Annotated in this window: 15 protein-coding genes; 10 read left to right on the top strand and 5 right to left on the bottom strand. The window is 53.0% G+C overall.

Features of this window, described 5'->3' with window-relative positions; translation table 11 throughout:
• Positions 1-193: 193 nt before the first annotated feature.
• Positions 194-994, top strand: a complete 801-nt coding sequence (locus EKN00_RS03500; protein ID WP_127848769.1) for a Cof-type HAD-IIB family hydrolase — start codon at positions 194-196, stop codon at positions 992-994.
• Positions 995-1,228: 234 nt separating this feature from the next.
• Positions 1,229-2,392 carry a GGDEF domain-containing protein gene (locus tag EKN00_RS03495; protein WP_127848768.1) on the top strand — a complete coding sequence of 388 codons (1,164 nt, stop codon included), beginning with the start codon at positions 1,229-1,231 and terminating at the stop codon, positions 2,390-2,392.
• A gap of 95 nt (positions 2,393-2,487) precedes the next feature.
• Here EKN00_RS03495 and EKN00_RS03490 read toward each other — a convergent pair whose 3' ends face one another.
• The 3 genes from EKN00_RS03490 to EKN00_RS03480 all read right to left on the bottom strand — a co-directional run bounded on the left by EKN00_RS03490 (position 2,488) and on the right by EKN00_RS03480 (position 5,057).
• A complete protein-coding gene (locus EKN00_RS03490) occupies positions 2,488-2,940 on the bottom strand; it encodes a universal stress protein (RefSeq protein ID WP_127848767.1) in 453 nt (150 codons plus the stop codon).
• 120 nt (positions 2,941-3,060) lie between these two features.
• Positions 3,061-3,492 carry a universal stress protein gene (locus EKN00_RS03485; RefSeq protein ID WP_127848766.1) on the bottom strand — a complete coding sequence of 144 codons (432 nt, stop codon included), beginning with the start codon at positions 3,490-3,492 and terminating at the stop codon, positions 3,061-3,063.
• A gap of 2 nt (positions 3,493-3,494) precedes the next feature.
• Positions 3,495-5,057, bottom strand: coding sequence for an Nramp family divalent metal transporter (locus EKN00_RS03480; RefSeq protein WP_127848765.1), 1,563 nt, complete (start codon positions 5,055-5,057; stop codon positions 3,495-3,497).
• Between the two features lie 615 nt (positions 5,058-5,672).
• Between EKN00_RS03480 and EKN00_RS03475 the strand changes: the two genes are divergently transcribed.
• Both EKN00_RS03475 and EKN00_RS03470 read left to right on the top strand, forming a co-directional pair.
• Positions 5,673-6,131, top strand: a complete 459-nt coding sequence (locus tag EKN00_RS03475) for a MarR family winged helix-turn-helix transcriptional regulator (RefSeq protein WP_127848764.1) — start codon at positions 5,673-5,675, stop codon at positions 6,129-6,131.
• A 93-nt stretch (positions 6,132-6,224) separates the two neighbouring features.
• Entirely contained in the window at positions 6,225-7,088 is an 864-nt protein-coding gene (locus EKN00_RS03470) for a fumarylacetoacetate hydrolase family protein (protein ID WP_127848763.1), read from the top strand.
• A gap of 138 nt (positions 7,089-7,226) precedes the next feature.
• Here EKN00_RS03470 and map read toward each other — a convergent pair whose 3' ends face one another.
• On the bottom strand, positions 7,227-8,048 hold the full coding sequence (gene map / locus EKN00_RS03465) for a type I methionyl aminopeptidase (RefSeq protein WP_127848762.1): 822 nt from the start codon (positions 8,046-8,048) through the stop codon (positions 7,227-7,229).
• 48 nt (positions 8,049-8,096) lie between these two features.
• On the bottom strand, positions 8,097-8,597 hold the full coding sequence (locus EKN00_RS03460) for a MarR family winged helix-turn-helix transcriptional regulator (RefSeq protein WP_127848761.1): 501 nt from the start codon (positions 8,595-8,597) through the stop codon (positions 8,097-8,099).
• A gap of 269 nt (positions 8,598-8,866) precedes the next feature.
• Between EKN00_RS03460 and EKN00_RS03455 the strand changes: the two genes are divergently transcribed.
• The 6 genes from EKN00_RS03455 (at position 8,867) to EKN00_RS10805 (ending at position 17,435) form a co-directional block, all read left to right on the top strand.
• Positions 8,867-11,200, top strand: coding sequence for an ABC transporter ATP-binding protein/permease (locus EKN00_RS03455; RefSeq protein ID WP_127848760.1), 2,334 nt, complete (start codon positions 8,867-8,869; stop codon positions 11,198-11,200).
• Between the two features lie 102 nt (positions 11,201-11,302).
• On the top strand, positions 11,303-11,848 hold the full coding sequence (locus EKN00_RS03450; protein WP_127848759.1) for a hypothetical protein: 546 nt from the start codon (positions 11,303-11,305) through the stop codon (positions 11,846-11,848).
• Positions 11,849-12,079: 231 nt separating this feature from the next.
• Complete coding sequence (locus EKN00_RS03445; protein WP_127848758.1) at positions 12,080-13,018, top strand: dihydroorotate oxidase; 939 nt, start codon at positions 12,080-12,082, stop codon at positions 13,016-13,018.
• Positions 13,019-13,143: 125 nt separating this feature from the next.
• Positions 13,144-14,295 (top strand): recombinase RecA, encoded by a 1,152-nt coding sequence (recA, locus tag EKN00_RS03440; protein WP_127848757.1) that lies wholly within the window; start codon positions 13,144-13,146, stop codon positions 14,293-14,295.
• Between the two features lie 262 nt (positions 14,296-14,557).
• The gene (locus EKN00_RS03435) at positions 14,558-16,390 is read left to right on the top strand and encodes a cation:proton antiporter family protein (protein ID WP_127848756.1); all 1,833 of its coding nucleotides are present in this window, start codon (positions 14,558-14,560) and stop codon (positions 16,388-16,390) included.
• A 268-nt stretch (positions 16,391-16,658) separates the two neighbouring features.
• Entirely contained in the window at positions 16,659-17,435 is a 777-nt protein-coding gene (locus tag EKN00_RS10805) for a hypothetical protein (protein WP_164848003.1), read from the top strand.
• Positions 17,436-17,504 lie beyond the last annotated feature (69 nt).

The following is a 17,504-nucleotide window of genomic DNA, read 5'->3' as shown; positions in this document are numbered from 1 at the left end:
CTGAAGTAACAATCATCTTGACGGACTGCGCGGCCGCGCACGCTCGGCGTTTAAGGTCACATTGTGGCAAAATCTTTTTATCCCCCACGCCGGGATGCGGCTTGTAGTCCGGGCCGCGCCTATACCGATTAACATTTTAATGTTACAATTGCATATTGTAAACGGTAACAAAATTGTTGTGGGGGATTGGAAAATGCAGGAACAGAAAATCATCGCGACCGACATGGACGGGACTTTCTTAAACGACCACATGGATTACGACCGTGAGCGTTTCGCCCGGCTTCATGCACGGATGGTTCGTCACGGCTTTCGTTTCGTGGTTGCGAGTGGAAATCAGTACTTTCAGCTAAGGTCGTTCTTCAAGGATTATCCAGATACAATTTATTTGTCCGAAAATGGGGCGCTGGTGCGCGATCCCGAGCAGATCTACTTCAAGTCTGCTTTTCCTAAGGACGCGGCGTTTCGAATTATTGATACGTTAATCGATTTTCCGGCCGTTGAGTGGACCGCTTGCGGGCTGAAATCCGCGTACGTTTTGCGGACGGCCAGCATGGAATATATTGAAGATACCAAGCGCTACTACCACCGGATGCAGTTGATTGACAGTCCGGCCGAAATCGATGATGATATTTTGAAATTCTCGACGCATTGTCCTGGTGATGAAACGCAGAATTATATCAATGAATACGCACGGCGGTTCAAAGGGTTTGCGGAACCAACTTCCAGCGGTCATGGGGACATCGACATTATTCAGCCCGGGATTCACAAGGCGCGTGGGCTCGCTGAACTCGGTGAAGTGCTCGATGTGAGCGCCGAGAACATGGTGACGTTCGGCAACGGCGGCAACGACATCGAGATGCTGAAGTATGCCGGCGAAGGGGTAGCAGTTGCCAATTCCGACCCCGACGTGCTCGCAGTTGCCGATCACGTTACGGCCGACAACAACAAGCAGGGTGTGCTCGATTACATTGACGGATTGTGCTCCAGGGGTTAGTGGGTCACTGCCGACAAATGGTGCGGCCAATCGCTGGTGTAACTGAGTTATCCCCAAATGAATATAATAATAGCCAATTTTACTGAGCAAGGTTCAAAAATGAGCCTTGTTTTTTCTTACTTAGGCGTAATCCACAGTCGATTCCCACTTATGTGTCATGCGGTTCTGTTAGAATAATATCGGTAGAAATAATAATACTATGGGGAAACGAGCAGATTTGCTCGCAGGTAAGTTATGGGTATTAACCGTATTATATTTTCGTTCGTCCTTGCATTAATTACGAACGGAATCGTCGCTGTGGGTGCGACCTCCTTTTTTTATTGGATTAACAACAGCTCGGGGAATCCGTTCATCGAAAAGCATCGGCACTGGCTGAGCTTGCTGGCAAGTTTTGCTTATTTGGGTTACCTGTTTTTGGAATCAATCAACAACACGTACTTCGACCAGTCGATGTTTGGTTACCATTGGACTTTCCTGAACATGATTATTCTGACGATGTACTTTTTGAACTTGCAAACGTCGCGTGTCAGTCAGGCAATCCTCGAAGCCGTGCTCATGGTCGCTTACTTTGTCCTGTATGCGGAGCGATTTACGGCGCTAGGGGTGGCTGCGTGCATTGCGTTCGTGTTGATATTGTTCGGCGTGAATCGCAATGCTGCGCGCGTGCTGCGCAATCACCTGCTCAACTACACCGCACTAGCACTATTTGCGGTGGCCGGGATTATGATGGTATACCAAATGGCCCCGGCAACGGCGACGGACGTTTGGTTCTGGGCGCGTCAAGTTGGCGGCTTTGCCATCATCGGCATCATTGTGCTCGAGTACAATTACGCGATGACAAGCGTGGTGACGCACACGTCGGCAATTGCTGAACGGGCGGCAATTGATGACCTGACAGGGCTGCTCAATTACGGCTCGTTCTCGGACGCACTGATGGCGGATTTTGATAGGTATCAGGCTGACCACAGCAACACTTACACGATTTTTGAATTTGACCTAGATTATTTCAAACGCGTCAATGATACGTACGGTCACCTTGCTGGTAACGCCGTTTTGCGCGCGGTCGCCGATGAGCTAACAATCTGGACGCACGAAGAATTGGAGCAGCCAGCAACGGCCTTCAGTTTGGGTGGTGAGGAGTTTGCGGTGATTGTCCGGGGCGAACTCGACCACGGAACGGCGCGCAAAGTGGCAATGGGGTTTCAGCGGCACCTGGCGCACCTGCGTTTCCCCGCAATTGATGACGGTATTCGGTTGACGTGTTCGGTCGGGGAGGCGCACATTCTGGCCAGTGATTACACCCACTACGATGTTTACAAGGCCGCTGACCGGAATCTGTACCAGTCGAAACGGGACGGACGCAACCTGATCACGTTGCAGTTCGGCGATGAACGGTAAATTTGGCCGTAAAAAAAGCTCAGCACTTCTGAATGAAGCGTGCTGGGCTTTTTGATTACGCGATTATTGCGCCAATTCCGTTTCGTCCTGCGTGCTTAGCGGACAATCATCACGGAAATAGGTGCGTACTTAGCCATCTTGTTGGCGTGTGAACCGAAGTGCCGAGACAATCCTTGCTTGGTTTCGGCGCCGATGATGAGCAAATCGGGCTTTACGCGCGGAATGACGTCCTCCAAAATCACGTCGTCCGGATCACCTTCACCGATGATGCTGTGAACGTGCTCAACCCCGGCGTCCTTGGCCATTTGGACGTAACTACTAATCTGGTGCTGTAACTCCATGCGTTCGCGCTCAATGTGGCCCTTACTCATGGACTCATAAATGTTGAACGAACTAGTTTCCAGCACCGACACAATTGTGAGTCTGGCGTCGTCACGCACCGCACGCCGCAGAGCATAGGCGAAGGCCTTTTGTGCGTCGTCATCGCGGTCCACCCCAACAAGGATGTTGGTGTAATCGGGTTTGGGCTTAATTGGTGTATCAGTCATCAGCAGGTACCTCCTTTAGTTAAGTAAATTGTAGCACGTCAGTAGCTGTAAACGCTAACTTTTACCGTTCAGGTTTACGCAGCAACACAGTGACGACAATTATTGCTTAGCCTGGAAATACTACCGGACAACCAGCACCGAGATTGGTGCGTACTTGGCCATGTACGCGGCTTGGCTGCCAAAGCGGCGGGCAATGCCGTGCTTGGCCGCAGCACCAACGACGAGTAAATCGGGCTTGTACTTGGGGATGACTGTTTTGACGATTTCCTCGCCGGGGTCACCAGATGCAATGACGGCGCGCACCTGTTTGATGCCAGCGCGCTGAGCCAGATTCACGTAGCCCTTCACGTGCTCTTCCAATTCTTTGCGTTCGCCGTGAACGAAATCCTTGCTTAATGCTTGGTAGATATTCATTTCATCTGATTCTAAAACGGAAACGATAATCAGTGCGGCACCGTCAGCCTTTGCGCGGTGGATGGCGTACTGGAAGGCGGTGATGGCGTCATCGGAATCGTCGACGCCCACCAGAATTTGCTTGAAGTCTTCAGCCATGACTAATCCTCCTTTGCGGCAAGTTCCGCCGCTGCCTGCTTGCCCGTGCGGTAAATATCGTACATGCACCAGAGAAGTAACGCGATGATGAGAGCAATGGCCACGTGGGCGGCGGTGTGGGCCAAAGCCACGTGGGCGGGACTGACAAAGTTGGCGAAGGAATCTGGCAGGTTAAGCAGATTGAGATAGGTTAACCCGATGACCGAAATCCAGCCGAGCACCTTGACCCAGAGTGAATTCTTGAAGCGACTGCCCATTGCGGACGCGCTGTCAGTGAGCATGAGCAGCGGCAGCATGGAAAATGGAAGCGCAAAGGCCAGGAAGACCTGGGAGTTGTTCATCAGTGTGTTTAACGCCTCGTGTTCATCAACTGCGGGTAAATTGCGGGTGAGCCAGACGCAAACCAGCACGGGAATAACCGAGATGAGCCGGGTAACAAGGCGCCGAGCCCAGAGTGGCATCCGCATGTGGATGAAACCTTCCATGATTACCTGCCCGGTCAGCGTGCCGGTGATGGTCGAGTTTTGCCCGGATGCCAGGAGAGCAACGGCAAACAGAGTGGACAGAACTCCGGATTTAGCGACGGCGATGAGCACACCGTTGCTGAGCATGGATGTGTTGGACAAAGCGTCGAACAGGCCGAAGAACGATGGGTCCTTCACGGCGCCGGACTTGAAGACGGCAACCCCCATGATGAGGAGCAGTGAGTTAACGACAAATGCAAAGGATAATTGAATGTTCGAGTCCCACTGGGAGAAGCGAACGGCCGTTGCAACTTCCTCTTCATCGTCATGGTTGATTTTGCGCGTCTGCGAAATTGCGGAGTGTAGGTACAGGTTGTGGGGCATGACGGTGGCCCCGATAATCCCAAGGGCACCGTTTAGTGGCGTCATGCCGTTAACGCTGGGGTGCGCCGAGATTGTGGCCGCGGAGGGAACGAGCCCCCTGATGACGCCGCCCCAATCGGGATTGGATAGGGCAACTTGGTAGACGAAAACAAGCAGGATGACCATGATGAGGCAGACAACAATTGCCTCGATTTTGCGGAAGCCAATTTTCGTCAGCAGCAATAATAGCAAAACATCGAAAACGGTGACGAAAACGGCAATGACCAGGGGAATGTGGAACAGGAGGTAAAGCGCGATTGCGGCCCCGATAACTTCAGCAATATCGGTGGCCATAATTGCGAATTCGGTCATGATCCAAAGAATGATGCCAAGTGATTTGCTCGTGCGTGCCCGGATGGCCTGTGCGAGGTCCATCTGGCTGACAATTCCCAGCTTAGCCGCCATGTTCTGGAGCAGCATTGCGATTAAGCTCGAAATCAAAATAATTGACATCAAGAGGTACTGAAAATTCTGCCCACCGGTGATACTGGTCGACCAGTTCCCGGGATCCATGTACCCCACGGCGACAAGTGCACCTGGCCCGGAATAAGCAAACAATGTTTTCCAGAAGCCTTTGCCCTTTGGTACCTCGACAGTACCGTTGATTTCCTCGAGTGAGGGCCCGTTAGCGTACTCAATGAGCTTGTGCTTGCGGGTAGTAGCTGGTGCGTTATTCATTTTTCTCTTCCTTTCTGTCACGTTGCATGCCATCGCGCCGTGACTGCCCCTCTGCAGCTGAGTGCAGGAGGCGGTTCCCTAGTTGGGGAAGAACCCAAGTTTGGTATGCGCAAAGTCTCTTAGGCGAAGAGCTTAGTCGTTTGTGTCACGAAGGTGGCAGGCGATCTGTTGAAGCTAGTGCTGGCTAATAATTGCTGGCCGAACACCACGGCAAACGCGGCCGATAACTTTGCGGTACGCCTAACTCTAACGCCGCTTTTTAAATTTGTAAACCGGCTTTCACACTGGCAAATGCCCGAAAATAGGCATTTACAACTAATTTGCTTGAATTATTTATTGCACATAAAAATTAAAAACAATATTGGTATACCTGACAAAGACGGCGGATAGACTAGCGGGGATGGGCCTTTGCAATTCAGCCAAAGTGCAAAGGCTGGGGCGGAGTGATCAATAGTCAAACAAATTTGCATGTTCATCGAAAAGTTAAGGGTGCCCCAAAAATAGTTTTGGGGTTTATACTGTGGGTGCAATTAGATTGTTGCAGGAGAATTTTTCTTAAGGAGGGTCGGCAGCGCGAAGAAAATCGAAACAGATAGTTCGGAGGAATTGTGTAGAATGGCAGAAAATGTACAAACGCGGAGTGTGACTCCCGTTGACGAAGCAATTATTGATGAATTTACGCGGTTCAGTATGTATATGGCCGATGCTCAGCGCAGGTACGATGAGCGGACAATGACAAGCGGCACGCGGGGCCAGGGCAAGGTCTTGGGTATCCTTGCGACGAGTCCGCACATTACACAAAAGCAGCTTGTGTCCCAGTTGCACATCCGCGCGGCATCGGCGTCGGAGCTCATTAGCAAGCTGGAGCAGAAAAAGCTGATCAGCCGGTCGCGCTCTAGTCGGGACCGGCGGGTTGTGAACATCGACCTCACGCCAACCGGGCGGGCGGAACTACGGCGCTACCGTGAGTTCTTCGCGGGGGTACTTGTTGATTTAACAGAAGAAGAGCGTTTAGGTTTTAAGGCGGTAATCAGGAAGCTGGTTTCCTCTGTTAAGTCGCAATACTTACTGTGAAGCGGGTAGTGTCACCTTTTAATTTGTTATATTAAAGTATATGATGAAGGTGTGAAACTGGCATAAGTTAAATAGTAAAAGGGAGATGGCGACATGCGGATAGCAATGTATCAAGGTCAACCCTATTTTGTTCATCAGCAGGACAATAAGCTATTGGGCGCGCGAATTGACGCCGCTAATATTGCGGCACTTATTCGGCAGCCACACGAACTAGTGCGGCAGAAACAAGGTGCAGTGTACAATGAAGTGTTAATTCCGGGGCATTTGCAGGCGCCAATCCGGGCGCCGCACCAAGTATTTGCGCTGGCGGGTAACTTCACTGATCATGCACAAGAAATGCATTTGGATAGCAAAGTACCACGCGTGTTCAGTAAGCCCATCAGTGCGCTTACGGGACCACGGGCGCGAATAACGTTATCTAGCGCAACCGTTGATTGGGAAAGCGAATTGGTTGTTGTGATTGGGCGCAAGCTTTTTCGCGGTAACCTGGCGGATGCGGACAAGGCCATTTTTGGCTACATGCTCGGGCAGGATTTGACCGACCGGCAGCAGCAATTGACTGGCGGGCAGCCGCTACTAAGCAAGAGTCACCCACGGTTTGCGGCCACGGGTCCGTGGATCACAACCGTGGATGAGCTGACTGATGGGGTCAAGAACGTGCACCTTGAAACGCGGGTGAACGGTGTCCGCAAGCAGAGCGGGCGGCTCGGCCAAATGACGTGGGACCCAGTCACGGCGGTGCATTACATCGCCGATTCGGTGCCTCTTTTGCCCGGTGATTTGATTTTCATGGGCACACCAGGTGGGGTTGGGTATGCGCACAGCCCCAAGCAATTCCTGAAGCCGGATGATTTCGTCGACAGTATTGCGGACGAGCTGGGTGTCCTCAACGTGTCCTGCGTTGGGACGGATGTTGGGTTCGACCAAGCAAACCGGAGCCTCGGAGTGCTGATATAAAAAATAGCCGTATGCGGCAATAATGGTCATAGTTCACGATTATTATTGTCGCACACGGCTATTTATTTTTTGCTAACGAGGCGGTAAATTAGCCTGTTTTTTTGCTAATTTTGTTATTTAATTATCTGTTTTGTCACCCTACAGGTCCGGATAATCCAGTTCATCTGGTGTGAGCAGGTACTTGGCGTCGAACTCGGGGTCCTGACTGGTCAGAATCTTGGGCCCGTCCTTGGTGATGGCCAGGGTGTGTTCGTATTGGGCGGAAAGGGTATTGTCGGCACTGGTGTAATACTCCCAGCCGTCCGGCATGTACTTGGTTGCCAGCTCCCAGGTGCCGAGGTTGACCATTGGCTCGATGGTGATGACCATGCCGGCGCGCAGGCGCAGGCCGTTGTGGGGCAGTCCGTATGCTTCAACGTCGGGTGCTTCGTGGACGGACGGACCGATGCCGTGGCCAACGAGCTCGCGGACGTCACCCATGCCGTTTTCGGTTTCCACCCAGCCCTCGATGGCATTGCCGATGTCGCCAATGCGGTTGCCGACGCGGGCCTGGTCGATGCCCAGGTAGAGGGCCTTGTGTGCGACATCCATCAAGTGATCAATCTCCGGCGTGCTCTCCCCGATGACGTAACTCCAGGCTGAGTCGCTCTGGTAGCCGTGCCAGTTGACGCACAGATCGACTTTCAGGAGGTCGTGATTCTGCAGCTTGAGGCCCTTACGTGGCACCGCGTGGGCAACCTCGTCGTTGATGCTGATGCAGGTGGCGTACTTGTAGCCATCGACGCCCTTTTCGGAGGCCGTGGCACCGCGACTTGTGATGTAATCGTCGACCATGCGCTCGATGTCCCAGGTATCCATGCCCACGTGCAGCTGTCCCCGGAGCATGTGGTGCACACCGGCCAGAATTGCGCCGGACTTTGCCATCCCCGCAATTTCGCGGGGTGATTTGAGTGTAATCAAAATTTTTGCCTTCGTTTTCTAAATGATGCCTTCATTCTAACGCAACCGTTACGCTTGCGGCAGGGGTGGCCACTTCTGATCATCATCTAGTGCTGGTGATTTCACGATGCCAGCCTTACCGAGCAGGCTGAGCACGGAGGTGAAATTAGCGGTGAGTGTTGCGCGTTCCTGTCCCGATAGATTACCGAGGTGCGCATTAACGCTTTCCTCAGTCAGGTGCATTTGGTGCTGCACAATCTGCTGGCCCTTTGTGGTGGGGTAGGCGTTGACGATACGCCGGTTGTTTTCGTTGTGCCGTCTTTGGACCAGACCGCGCTCTTCCAGCTTGGTGACGGTGCGCGAAATCTGCGCGCTCGATAAACCAATTGCCTCGGCAAGGTCGGACATGCTGATGCCAGAGTGGCTGTAGATGGTCATCATGGTCATGTGGTCAAGGGTGGTGAGGTGCAAATCGCTTAAATTCACACTGCGAAAGATGGTCTGAGCGGTGAGAACGAACAATTCGCCAAACAGATCAACGTCACGCTGGTCTTCTTTGTTATCGGTCATTGATTAACTCCTCCAAGGAACTTTACCTGATTCGCTATTCCCCACTGTAGCAGAGTTTTAAACATTTAACAATCATCAATCGTTGACAATTGTTAAATGTAGTCTATACTGAAATTCATCGATAATTACGGCGCGCTGGCGAAATATATCCATGATGAACGCAGCGCCGCGGCCCACAGAATTTTGGCCGCGTAATTAGTGGTGTATCATTAAAACAAATGTGAATGATTCAGATTAGTTGGATGGCGTCTGAATATGAAGGAGGAACTATGCTCGAGTTAAAGCACATCAAGAAGTATTACCACGTCGGTGATACGTTGACCAAGGCGCAGGACGACGTTTCCGTTGCCTTCCGTAAGCAGGAATTCGTTGCGATTCTCGGCCCGAGTGGTTCCGGGAAGACAACGATGCTCAACATTATCGGGGGTCTTGACCGTTACGACTCCGGTGACCTCCTGATTAAGGGGAAGTCCACGAAGACGTTCAAGGACGCTGACTGGGATGCTTACCGGAACAATTCGGTCGGTTTTATTTTCCAGTCCTACAACATCATTACCCACCTGTCCATTATGGATAACGTGGAAATGGGGATGACGCTGTCCGGCGTTGATGCCGCAACCAAGCGGAAGAAGGCGGAGGACGCACTCATCCGCGTCGGGCTGAAAGACCACATGCACAAGAAGCCGACGCAGCTGTCCGGTGGGCAAATGCAGCGGGTCGCCATTGCGCGGGCCATTGCTAACGACCCAGAGATCCTGCTGGCCGATGAACCAACCGGGGCGCTTGATTCCGAAACGTCGCAGGAAATCATGAAGCTGATTAAGGACCTTTCCAAAGAACGGCTTGTCATCATGGTTACGCACAACCCGGATTTGGCCTACCAGTATGCGGACCGCATCATCAAGTTCGCGGACGGTCAGATTCAGGACGACTCGCACCCGCACGTTGAGGGGGACAAAGAGGACGACTTCAAGCTCAAGCGCACCAAGATGAGCTACCTCACCGCACTGCGCCTGTCCTTTAACAACATCCGCACCAAAAAGGGCCGGACCTTCCTCACGATGTTCGCCTCCAGCATCGGAATTATCGGGATTGCCATTGTGCTTGCGCTGTCCAACGGGTTCCAAAAGCAGATTGATAAGACGCAATCCGAAACCTTGTCGACGATGCCAGTGACGATTAGTCCGGTCGGCACCGACACCAGTGCGGCTGCCAGTGCGTCCAACCGAAGCAACAAGTTTAGTAAGAACAATTACGTCACGGCGCAGACGAGCGCGGCGGATAAGGCCCAGCACGTTAACGACCTTTCGACCAAGTACCTGAAGTACGTTAACGGGATGAGCAAGAAGTTGGCCAAGAACATTGCGGTGACGTACGGTACGGGGATGAACCTCGTGCGCAATGTTGACGGCAAGTACCAGTCGGTCAAGCTCAGCAACGCAAACCCAGATTCCAAGACCCTGGATGCCGGCGCGATGATGGCCGCATCCACTGGGGTTGGCGGTAGTGTTTACCCAATCGATCGGAACGGCAACCAGAGTTTCCTGAAGAAGAACTACAAGGTGCTAAACGGCGCGTACCCAACCAAGGCTACAGACATCGTGCTGGTGGTCGACCGCGACAACGTGCTGAACATTAACACGCTGAAGAACCTAGGCATCAACGTTAAGGAAAACCAGAAGTTCGATTATAACAAACTGGTGGGCAAAACCATTAAGCTCGTCACGAACGATGATTACTACACAAAGCTGGCAACCGGGAATTTTGTTCCGGGTACCGATTATGCGGCCATGGCGGACAAAAAGGACACGAAGACGCTGACGATTAAGGCCATCGTTCGGGTGAAAACCAAGAATAGTGACGGACTCTTGGCCAGCGGGATTGCGTACAGCGACCAGCTCACCAAGATGGTGCTGAACGAAAACAAGAACTCCGCCATCGTGAAGGCACAAAAGGCCGCACCCGCCAACGTCATGACGGGTGAAAGCATGGATGCCAGCACGAAGGCCAGTGTGCTCACTGCACTCGGCGGGTCCAAGAAGCCTAGTTCCATCCAGATTTACCCTACCAACTTCAAGGACAAAGACAAGGTTCTGGATTACCTTGATAAGTTCAACAAGGGCAAGAAGAAGGCCGACCAGGTTATCTACACCGACCTGGCCGGAACAGTCTCCGACATGACCGGGGGCATTCTAGATGCAATCACGTACGTTCTGATTGCGTTCGCAGGCATTTCGCTGGTGACGAGCATGATTATGATTGCCATCATCACCTACACCTCCGTGCTCGAACGGACGAAGGAAATTGGGGTGCTCAAGGCCCTTGGTGCGCGGAAAAAGGATATCACGCGTGTGTTTGACGCCGAAACCGCCATTCTTGGGGTTGGTGCCGGTGTGCTCGGGATTATCATTGCCTGGGCCGCAACGTTCCCAATCAACGTCGTGCTGCAGAACATGACGGACCTGAAGAACGTGGCCGTGCTCAACCCAATGCACGCCATCCTGCTGGTGATTGTCAGCACCGTGCTGACAATCCTCGGTGGCCACGTGCCAGCACGCATGGCGGCACGCAAAGACGCCGCGCAGGCTCTCCGCGCAGAATAAGGATGCGTCAGGGGGGTGCGCCGCTGAATTCAGAGTTTCTTCACTTTTTGCGCACAAACTTCTGCTAAGCTAATCCTATTAAGTAGTTAGGTGGTAGAAAAATTGACGAAATTCCAGCTCTGGATCAGTATCTTTTTCATTGTCGTATTGATTTTGACAATCATTCTTGGCAGCATCAGCACCGCGCGCAGTCAGCTCGTGGCGAAGACCAAGTTTGACCTTGACGACACGGGGATGAAGGCCCGCGCACAGCTAATGGCGCAGTACTTTGCGCCGCTCACGGCGAAATTACGTCTAGCGTCGGTGGCTTTTGCGGTGATTTTTATTATCGGGGCAATCGCAACCTACGCGGCGGCAACCAGTGCCGCTTACCCGAACCCAACATGGGTTTACTTGGGTACATTCGTGATGGTGGTTGGCGCGCTGGTCACGGTCGCCGCTGACGCCTTGGTGACGTACGTGCAGGGTCAGATGACCGCTGATTACCAGAAAAAGGTTGCTGAGGGGCAGCAGAACGGGCTGAAGTTCCTGCCAGCTGACGCCAAGTTGACGCAGCGTGACTGGATGGTCCGCATCTCGGCCTACGTTGCCATTTTGGGTCTCGTGTGCGTCGGTCTCAGCCTGGCGCTGGGAACGGTACTGATATAGTGCAGCTTGTTTTACGCGTAAGCTAGTTTGCAACTCAATTGAATGTGTATGTTGAAGCTCGCAGTGAGGCTCATGCCTTGCAGCGAGCTTTTTTGGTTGTCCGGGCAAGTCCTCTGCGTGACTCGAATAATGCCCAGACAGGTCTGCACAATTACACTGGACTAGGGTAAACGCGTGCGCTAAACTAGGACCAACGCAAATACTTTAGTCAGTAAATAAAGGAGTGCAGAGATGCTCGATTTAACGACAACTTTTGGCGAATACTCTTTCGCCAACCCGCTGATGAACGCCAGTGGGGTGAACTGTTTTGACAAGGATGAACTGGACGCAATGGTGGCCAGTGCATCTGGGACCATGGTCACGAAAAGCGCAACCGTTTTGCCGCGGCCGGGGAATCCGGAGCCACGGTATGCGGACCTGACGCTGGGCAGCATTAATTCGATGGGGCTACCGAACCTTGGAATTGATTACTATCTGGACTACGTGGAAGGTTACCAAAAGCAGCACCCCCTTGACGCTATTTTTATGTCAATCGTCGGGACGACCTTCGCGGATAATATTGCGGTTGCGCACCGGATTCAGGACAGCGACTTCAACGGACTGACCGAAATCAACCTGAGCTGCCCGAACGTGCCGGGCGAACCACAGACTGCCTACGATCCTGAGCAGACGGTCAAGATTTTGGACGCACTGTTCGCGTTCTTCAAGAAGCCACTTGGGGTCAAGCTGCCACCTTTCTTCGATTTGGCACAGTTTGACCAGATGGCGGCCATCCTGAATCGGTACCCACTCGCCTTCATCAACACGATGAACAGCATCGGCAACGGGCTCATGATTGATGCGAGAACCGACACTGCGCTCATCAAACCCAAGGGCGGATTTGGCGGCATCGGCGGTGCCTACGCGAAGCCGATTGCGCTGGCCAATGTGCGGGCGTTCCGGCAGCGGCTGAACGATTCCATTCGCATTATCGGTACGGGTGGTGTTGCGACGGGCCGTGATGTTTACGAACTGATTCTGTGTGGTGCCGACATGGTGCAGGTAGGCACGGCGTTGCACCAGCAGGGTACGGGAATATTTGCGCGCCTGCTTGACGAATTGCAGGATGAAATGACGCAAAAGGGCTACACCAAGTTGGATGATTTCCGCGGTAAGTTGAAAACACGCTAGGTCAATCGGGTCCGCCACGTGTGCATTAGTGACGTTGATGCCTTGCAAAAATTTGCCGGCAGGGGTTGTCTTCTGCAAACTAATGTTCGATAATGAAGTATCGAGTATTTTACGGGAGGCGCAGTATGGCGACTAAAGAAAAGACAGAACCAAAGACTGGCGACGCGAAGAAGAAGGCGCTCGCTGAGGCACTCAAGAAGATTGAGAAGAACTTCGGTGCCGGTGCGGTTATGCGCATGGGCGACAAGACTTCAATTGAAGTTGATGCCGTTTCGAGTGGGGTTACCTCACTCGATATCGCGCTTGGTGTCGGTGGGTTCCCTCGGGGACGGATTGTTGAAATCTACGGACCTGAATCTTCAGGTAAAACCACGATTGCGCTGCACACGGTTGCGGCGGTGCAGGCTGCTGGTGGGACCGCGGCATACATTGACGCCGAAAACGCCATGGATCCGAAGTACGCTGCCAACTTGGGTGTCGACATTGACGATATGTTGCTGTCACAGCCAGATACTGGTGAAGAAGGCCTCCAGATTGCCGACGCGCTGGTTAGTTCCGGTGCCGTTGACGTTATCGTCATCGACTCAGTTGCGGCCCTAGTGCCAAAGGCCGAAATCGATGGTGAAATCGGGGACTCCCACGTTGGACTGCAGGCCCGCATGATGTCCCAGGCTTTGCGGACGTTGGCCGGCAAAGTCAGCAAGACCAAGACCCTGTTGATTTTCATCAACCAGTTGCGTGAAAAAGTTGGGGTTATGTTCGGGAACCCCGAAACCACTCCCGGTGGGCGTGCGCTCAAGTTCTACGCCACGATTCGCCTCGAAGTACGCAAGGGTGGCCAGGTGAAGGACCACGACCTCGTCTTGGGGAACGTCATCAAGATTAAGGTTGTGAAGAACAAGGTTGCACCGCCATTCAAGACGGTTGAATCCACCATCACGTTTGGTAAGGGTGTTGACCACTACGCCGACCTGTTGAGTTTGGCCACGGCCGACAAGGTGGACATCATCAAGAAGAGCGGTTCCTGGTACTCTTACGGTGATACGCGAATTGGTCAGGGGGCGGTTAACGCCACCAAGTACTTGGCCGACAACCCTGAAGTGACCGAAGAAATCACCAAGAAGATTATGGATTACTACGTGCCAAAGGATGATGCCGAGGAAGCGGCTGAGGAAGCCAAGAAGCCGGCAGCAGCCAAGAAGGGCCCAGTTCAGACCGAATTAACCCCAGCCGATGACGACGATACTCCGTTGCCAAAGGGAATCACTAAAATCTAACTAATAAGCGGTAGTGAATGTTGACCTCAAGCAGGCTGGCGGACACTACCGTTTTTGTGTAATGTTCATGCAGCGGCGACGTTTGGCGTGTAACCTGTGCGGTAATGTGGACACACCACGCAAAAATTCTTGCATTTGGTCCACCTAGCGCCGAAAATAACAGGTAACACGTATCGACGGCCGGACAATTGCTCGGACCGCCAAGTCACCAGGATTTTGTGCAGACCGCTCTTGAAGTTACTCTGTATGAAGAAGGATACCTATGTCTCAATTATCATTACTCGTTGTCATGGTCGCGGCACTCGTGACGCCGCTGATTGTGGCCAAGTTTCATTTCAACTCCGTCCCGAATGCGGTGGCGGAAATCATCGTCGGCATCATTATTGGGAAGACTGGGTTCAACCTGGTCCACACCACCTCTGATCTCACCCTGCTATCGAGTTTGGGTGTGATTATTTTGATGTTCCTATCGGGGATGGAAATCAACTTTGACTTGTTCACCCGCACACCAGCCAAGGCGCAGTCAGGCAAGCAAATCGCACCGACAACACTGGCGGCTGGCGCGTTCGTCGGGGTGGTGCTCACCGCTGCGGGACTGGCCTTTGCCCTGCGCGCGGCCGGGTTGTTCAGCGATATCTTCCTCGCGATTATTCTGTTTTCGACCATTGCTTTGGGCATTGTCATCGCGGCGCTGAAAGAAAAAGAGCTCCTGAGCAAACCAATTGGGCAGACAATCTTGCTGACGGCGGTGCTGGGGGAAGTTGTGCCCCTGCTTGCGCTGACCATTTACGCTTCCGTGAATGGGGGGCACGCCGGGCGCATCTGGCTCATTATCCTGATTTTCGTTGTGGCAATCATTCTGCTCCGGCGGTTTAAGGTGGTGTACCGCGTCTTTGCGAACATCGATAAATCGACCACGCAGCTGGATATTCGCCTCGCGTTCTTCCTCATCTTCGTCCTAGTGACCGTCGCCGAACGGGTCGGGGCCGAAAATATTCTCGGCGCGTTTCTGGCCGGGATGGTCATGAAGCTGCTGCGGCCAAGCGAACTGACGCGGGACAAATTAACGTCAATTGGTTACGGCTTCTTCATTCCCATCTTCTTCATCATGACTGGGGCCAAGTTGGACTTGCGGACGCTGCTGGCGGACCCACAGGCAGCGATGCTCATCCCGCTGTTCTTTGGTTGCTTTATCATCGCCAAAGTGGTGCCATTTTTCGTGTTCCGGTTGCGCTACAAGCAAAGTAACGCGTTCGCGGCCGCCTTTTTGACCTCGACCACCATTACGCTGGTCTTACCAACGCTGCAGGTTGCGCGGAACCTGCACGCCATCACCGAGCAGCAGGCTGGCGCGTTCACACTGGCGGCGGTGCTCACGGCAATTTGCTCGCCGATTATTTTTAACCACTTCTACCGGCCCGAACCGGAAGATGTGCACAAGACGGAGGTTACGTTCGTTGGCACGAACTTACTCACAATTCCGGTGGCGCAGAAGTTGCCGAGTGCGCTGTACGATATCCACATGGTGACGGACTCTGAGAAAAATTACCGGACGTACAACAGCCAGGCGAATGATGTGCGGATGGTTGACGGAATGGATGAGGAAACCCTAGCCGCGGCCGGCGTGTTTGACACCGAGGTGCTCGTCCTGGGGCACCGCGACGGCGAGGTTAACTACCATCTGGCCGAGGCCGCGGTGGCGCGCAAAGTGCCGCGGATTATCGCACGGTTTGAGCGTGACCTGACCAACGAGCGCGTCGATGCGTTGGCGCAAAAGGGCGTCGAAATTTTCAACAGCTACAACGTGAATGTTTCGCTCATGCGCGGTCTGATTGAAACGCCGTCGACACTGCGCCTGCTCACGGACACCGAGGCCGGCCTTTACGAAGTGGCTGTGCGTAACCACCGTTACACTGGCATCGCGCTCCAGGGCCTGCCGAACATCGCGGGCATCACCATCAGCCGGATTTACCGCGCCGGCAAGTTCGTGGCGCCGCACGGGGATACCCTGATTGAACCTGGCGATCACCTGATTTTCACTGGGGACAAGGCGGCCGCGCGCGAATTGCAGCGGGAGCTCGGTAAGATTAACTAAGTTAGAAGTTCCAGGCGCAGTCGCTGCCTGGAACTTTTTGTTTCACAAAAGGATAAGGGAAAACACAGTCGTGCACATGTGGATAACTATTTCACAACGATTTGTCCACTTTTGTTCCACAGGTACGGAAGAAGGGCCAACATCAATCGTTGGTTGGTGCGTAATGTTTTCGGCGAATTTATTTTTGTTGGTAAAAAATCGCCCCCCTTGCTAGTGGTAAAATGCTTAGACAAAGGGTGAATTCACTGTTATTCATGGAGGAGTAATTATGGCGACGGTCTTGGCGAATCAGTACAAGGATTTCAATGAGCGGGTGCAGGCTTATGTGAACAGCACGCCGCTACTGCGCGCGGCAGTGAAAAACGCGGCGCTGCGGGAATTGCAGGATGAATTGGTCGCTCTGCAAGAAGCGAGCAGCGACATTCAGGCCGACATGGGTTCGGCATCCGAGGTGGCCCGGCGCATCGTGAAGATGGCCAAACGGCCACTCCTGCAACAGATTGTGTTGGCGATTCTGGCTGTGTACAGTACTTTTGTATTACTGCTGTTGCTCGAATCACTTGACGGTAACCGCGTTTTTCCGCTCGGCGACATTCTGATTCAAACGGTTTCGTTCGTCGGTGTCGGCGTCATTTGGCTGGCCTGGGCGCGCTGGCGGACGCTACGAGGAGCCAAACCTGGCAGTCAGCACCTGGTATTCGCGTTCTTCTTGCTAGTCATTGTGGGTGATTTACGCGGGCACCTGCCGCATTTTGGTCGCGTGTACCTGTCGCCGTGGTTTATCGTGGGGCAAGTCATCATTGGCGTTGCCCTGATTGTGCTGTGGGCGCGGCTGGAAGATATGGCGCGCGGCGAAAATATCACGCTCATGACGGGGATTTGCTACTTTGCAATCATCTTGGTTGTGAACCAAATTCCGGCTGGCCGGGCGCTAATTGTGCGCGGTGAGGTGATTGGCCTGCTCGTAATTGGGTTCTGCGCAGTCGAGTACGTGGCTTTGAAGGTGACGAATTTACAATGTAAGTGCAACAAATTAGCCAAATAGAAAAGACTCACAGCCTGAGTCCTTGTACAATGAAATCACCACAAGATCATATACAAGGAGAACTCGGCT

Origin of the sequence: Lacticaseibacillus hulanensis, from assembly GCF_004010095.1 — a bacterium.
In the GTDB taxonomy this organism is placed as follows: Bacteria; Bacillota; Bacilli; order Lactobacillales; family Lactobacillaceae; genus Lacticaseibacillus; species Lacticaseibacillus hulanensis.
The sequence above is the reverse complement of the archived record's forward strand: the minus strand, read 5'-3'. Positions and strand labels throughout refer to the sequence as shown.

What these genes read in the sequence shown, in the direction of transcription:
- EKN00_RS03500 (WP_127848769.1), top strand. Translation starts at nt 194, where the DNA reads ATGCAGGAACAGAAAATCATCGCGACCGACATGGACGGGACTTTCTTA.
- EKN00_RS03485 (WP_127848766.1), bottom strand. Translation starts at nt 3,492, where the DNA reads ATGGCTGAAGACTTCAAGCAAATTCTGGTGGGCGTCGACGATTCCGAT.
- EKN00_RS03480 (WP_127848765.1), bottom strand. Translation starts at nt 5,057, where the DNA reads ATGAATAACGCACCAGCTACTACCCGCAAGCACAAGCTCATTGAGTAC.
- EKN00_RS03460 (WP_127848761.1), bottom strand. Translation starts at nt 8,597, where the DNA reads ATGACCGATAACAAAGAAGACCAGCGTGACGTTGATCTGTTTGGCGAA.
- EKN00_RS03470 (WP_127848763.1), top strand. Translation starts at nt 6,225, where the DNA reads ATGCGGATAGCAATGTATCAAGGTCAACCCTATTTTGTTCATCAGCAG.
- EKN00_RS03495 (WP_127848768.1), top strand. Translation starts at nt 1,229, where the DNA reads ATGGGTATTAACCGTATTATATTTTCGTTCGTCCTTGCATTAATTACG.
- EKN00_RS03475 (WP_127848764.1), top strand. Translation starts at nt 5,673, where the DNA reads ATGGCAGAAAATGTACAAACGCGGAGTGTGACTCCCGTTGACGAAGCA.
- EKN00_RS03435 (WP_127848756.1), top strand. Translation starts at nt 14,558, where the DNA reads ATGTCTCAATTATCATTACTCGTTGTCATGGTCGCGGCACTCGTGACG.
- EKN00_RS10805 (WP_164848003.1), top strand. Translation starts at nt 16,659, where the DNA reads ATGGCGACGGTCTTGGCGAATCAGTACAAGGATTTCAATGAGCGGGTG.
- EKN00_RS03445 (WP_127848758.1), top strand. Translation starts at nt 12,080, where the DNA reads ATGCTCGATTTAACGACAACTTTTGGCGAATACTCTTTCGCCAACCCG.
- EKN00_RS03490 (WP_127848767.1), bottom strand. Translation starts at nt 2,940, where the DNA reads ATGACTGATACACCAATTAAGCCCAAACCCGATTACACCAACATCCTT.
- recA (WP_127848757.1), top strand. Translation starts at nt 13,144, where the DNA reads ATGGCGACTAAAGAAAAGACAGAACCAAAGACTGGCGACGCGAAGAAG.
- EKN00_RS03455 (WP_127848760.1), top strand. Translation starts at nt 8,867, where the DNA reads ATGCTCGAGTTAAAGCACATCAAGAAGTATTACCACGTCGGTGATACG.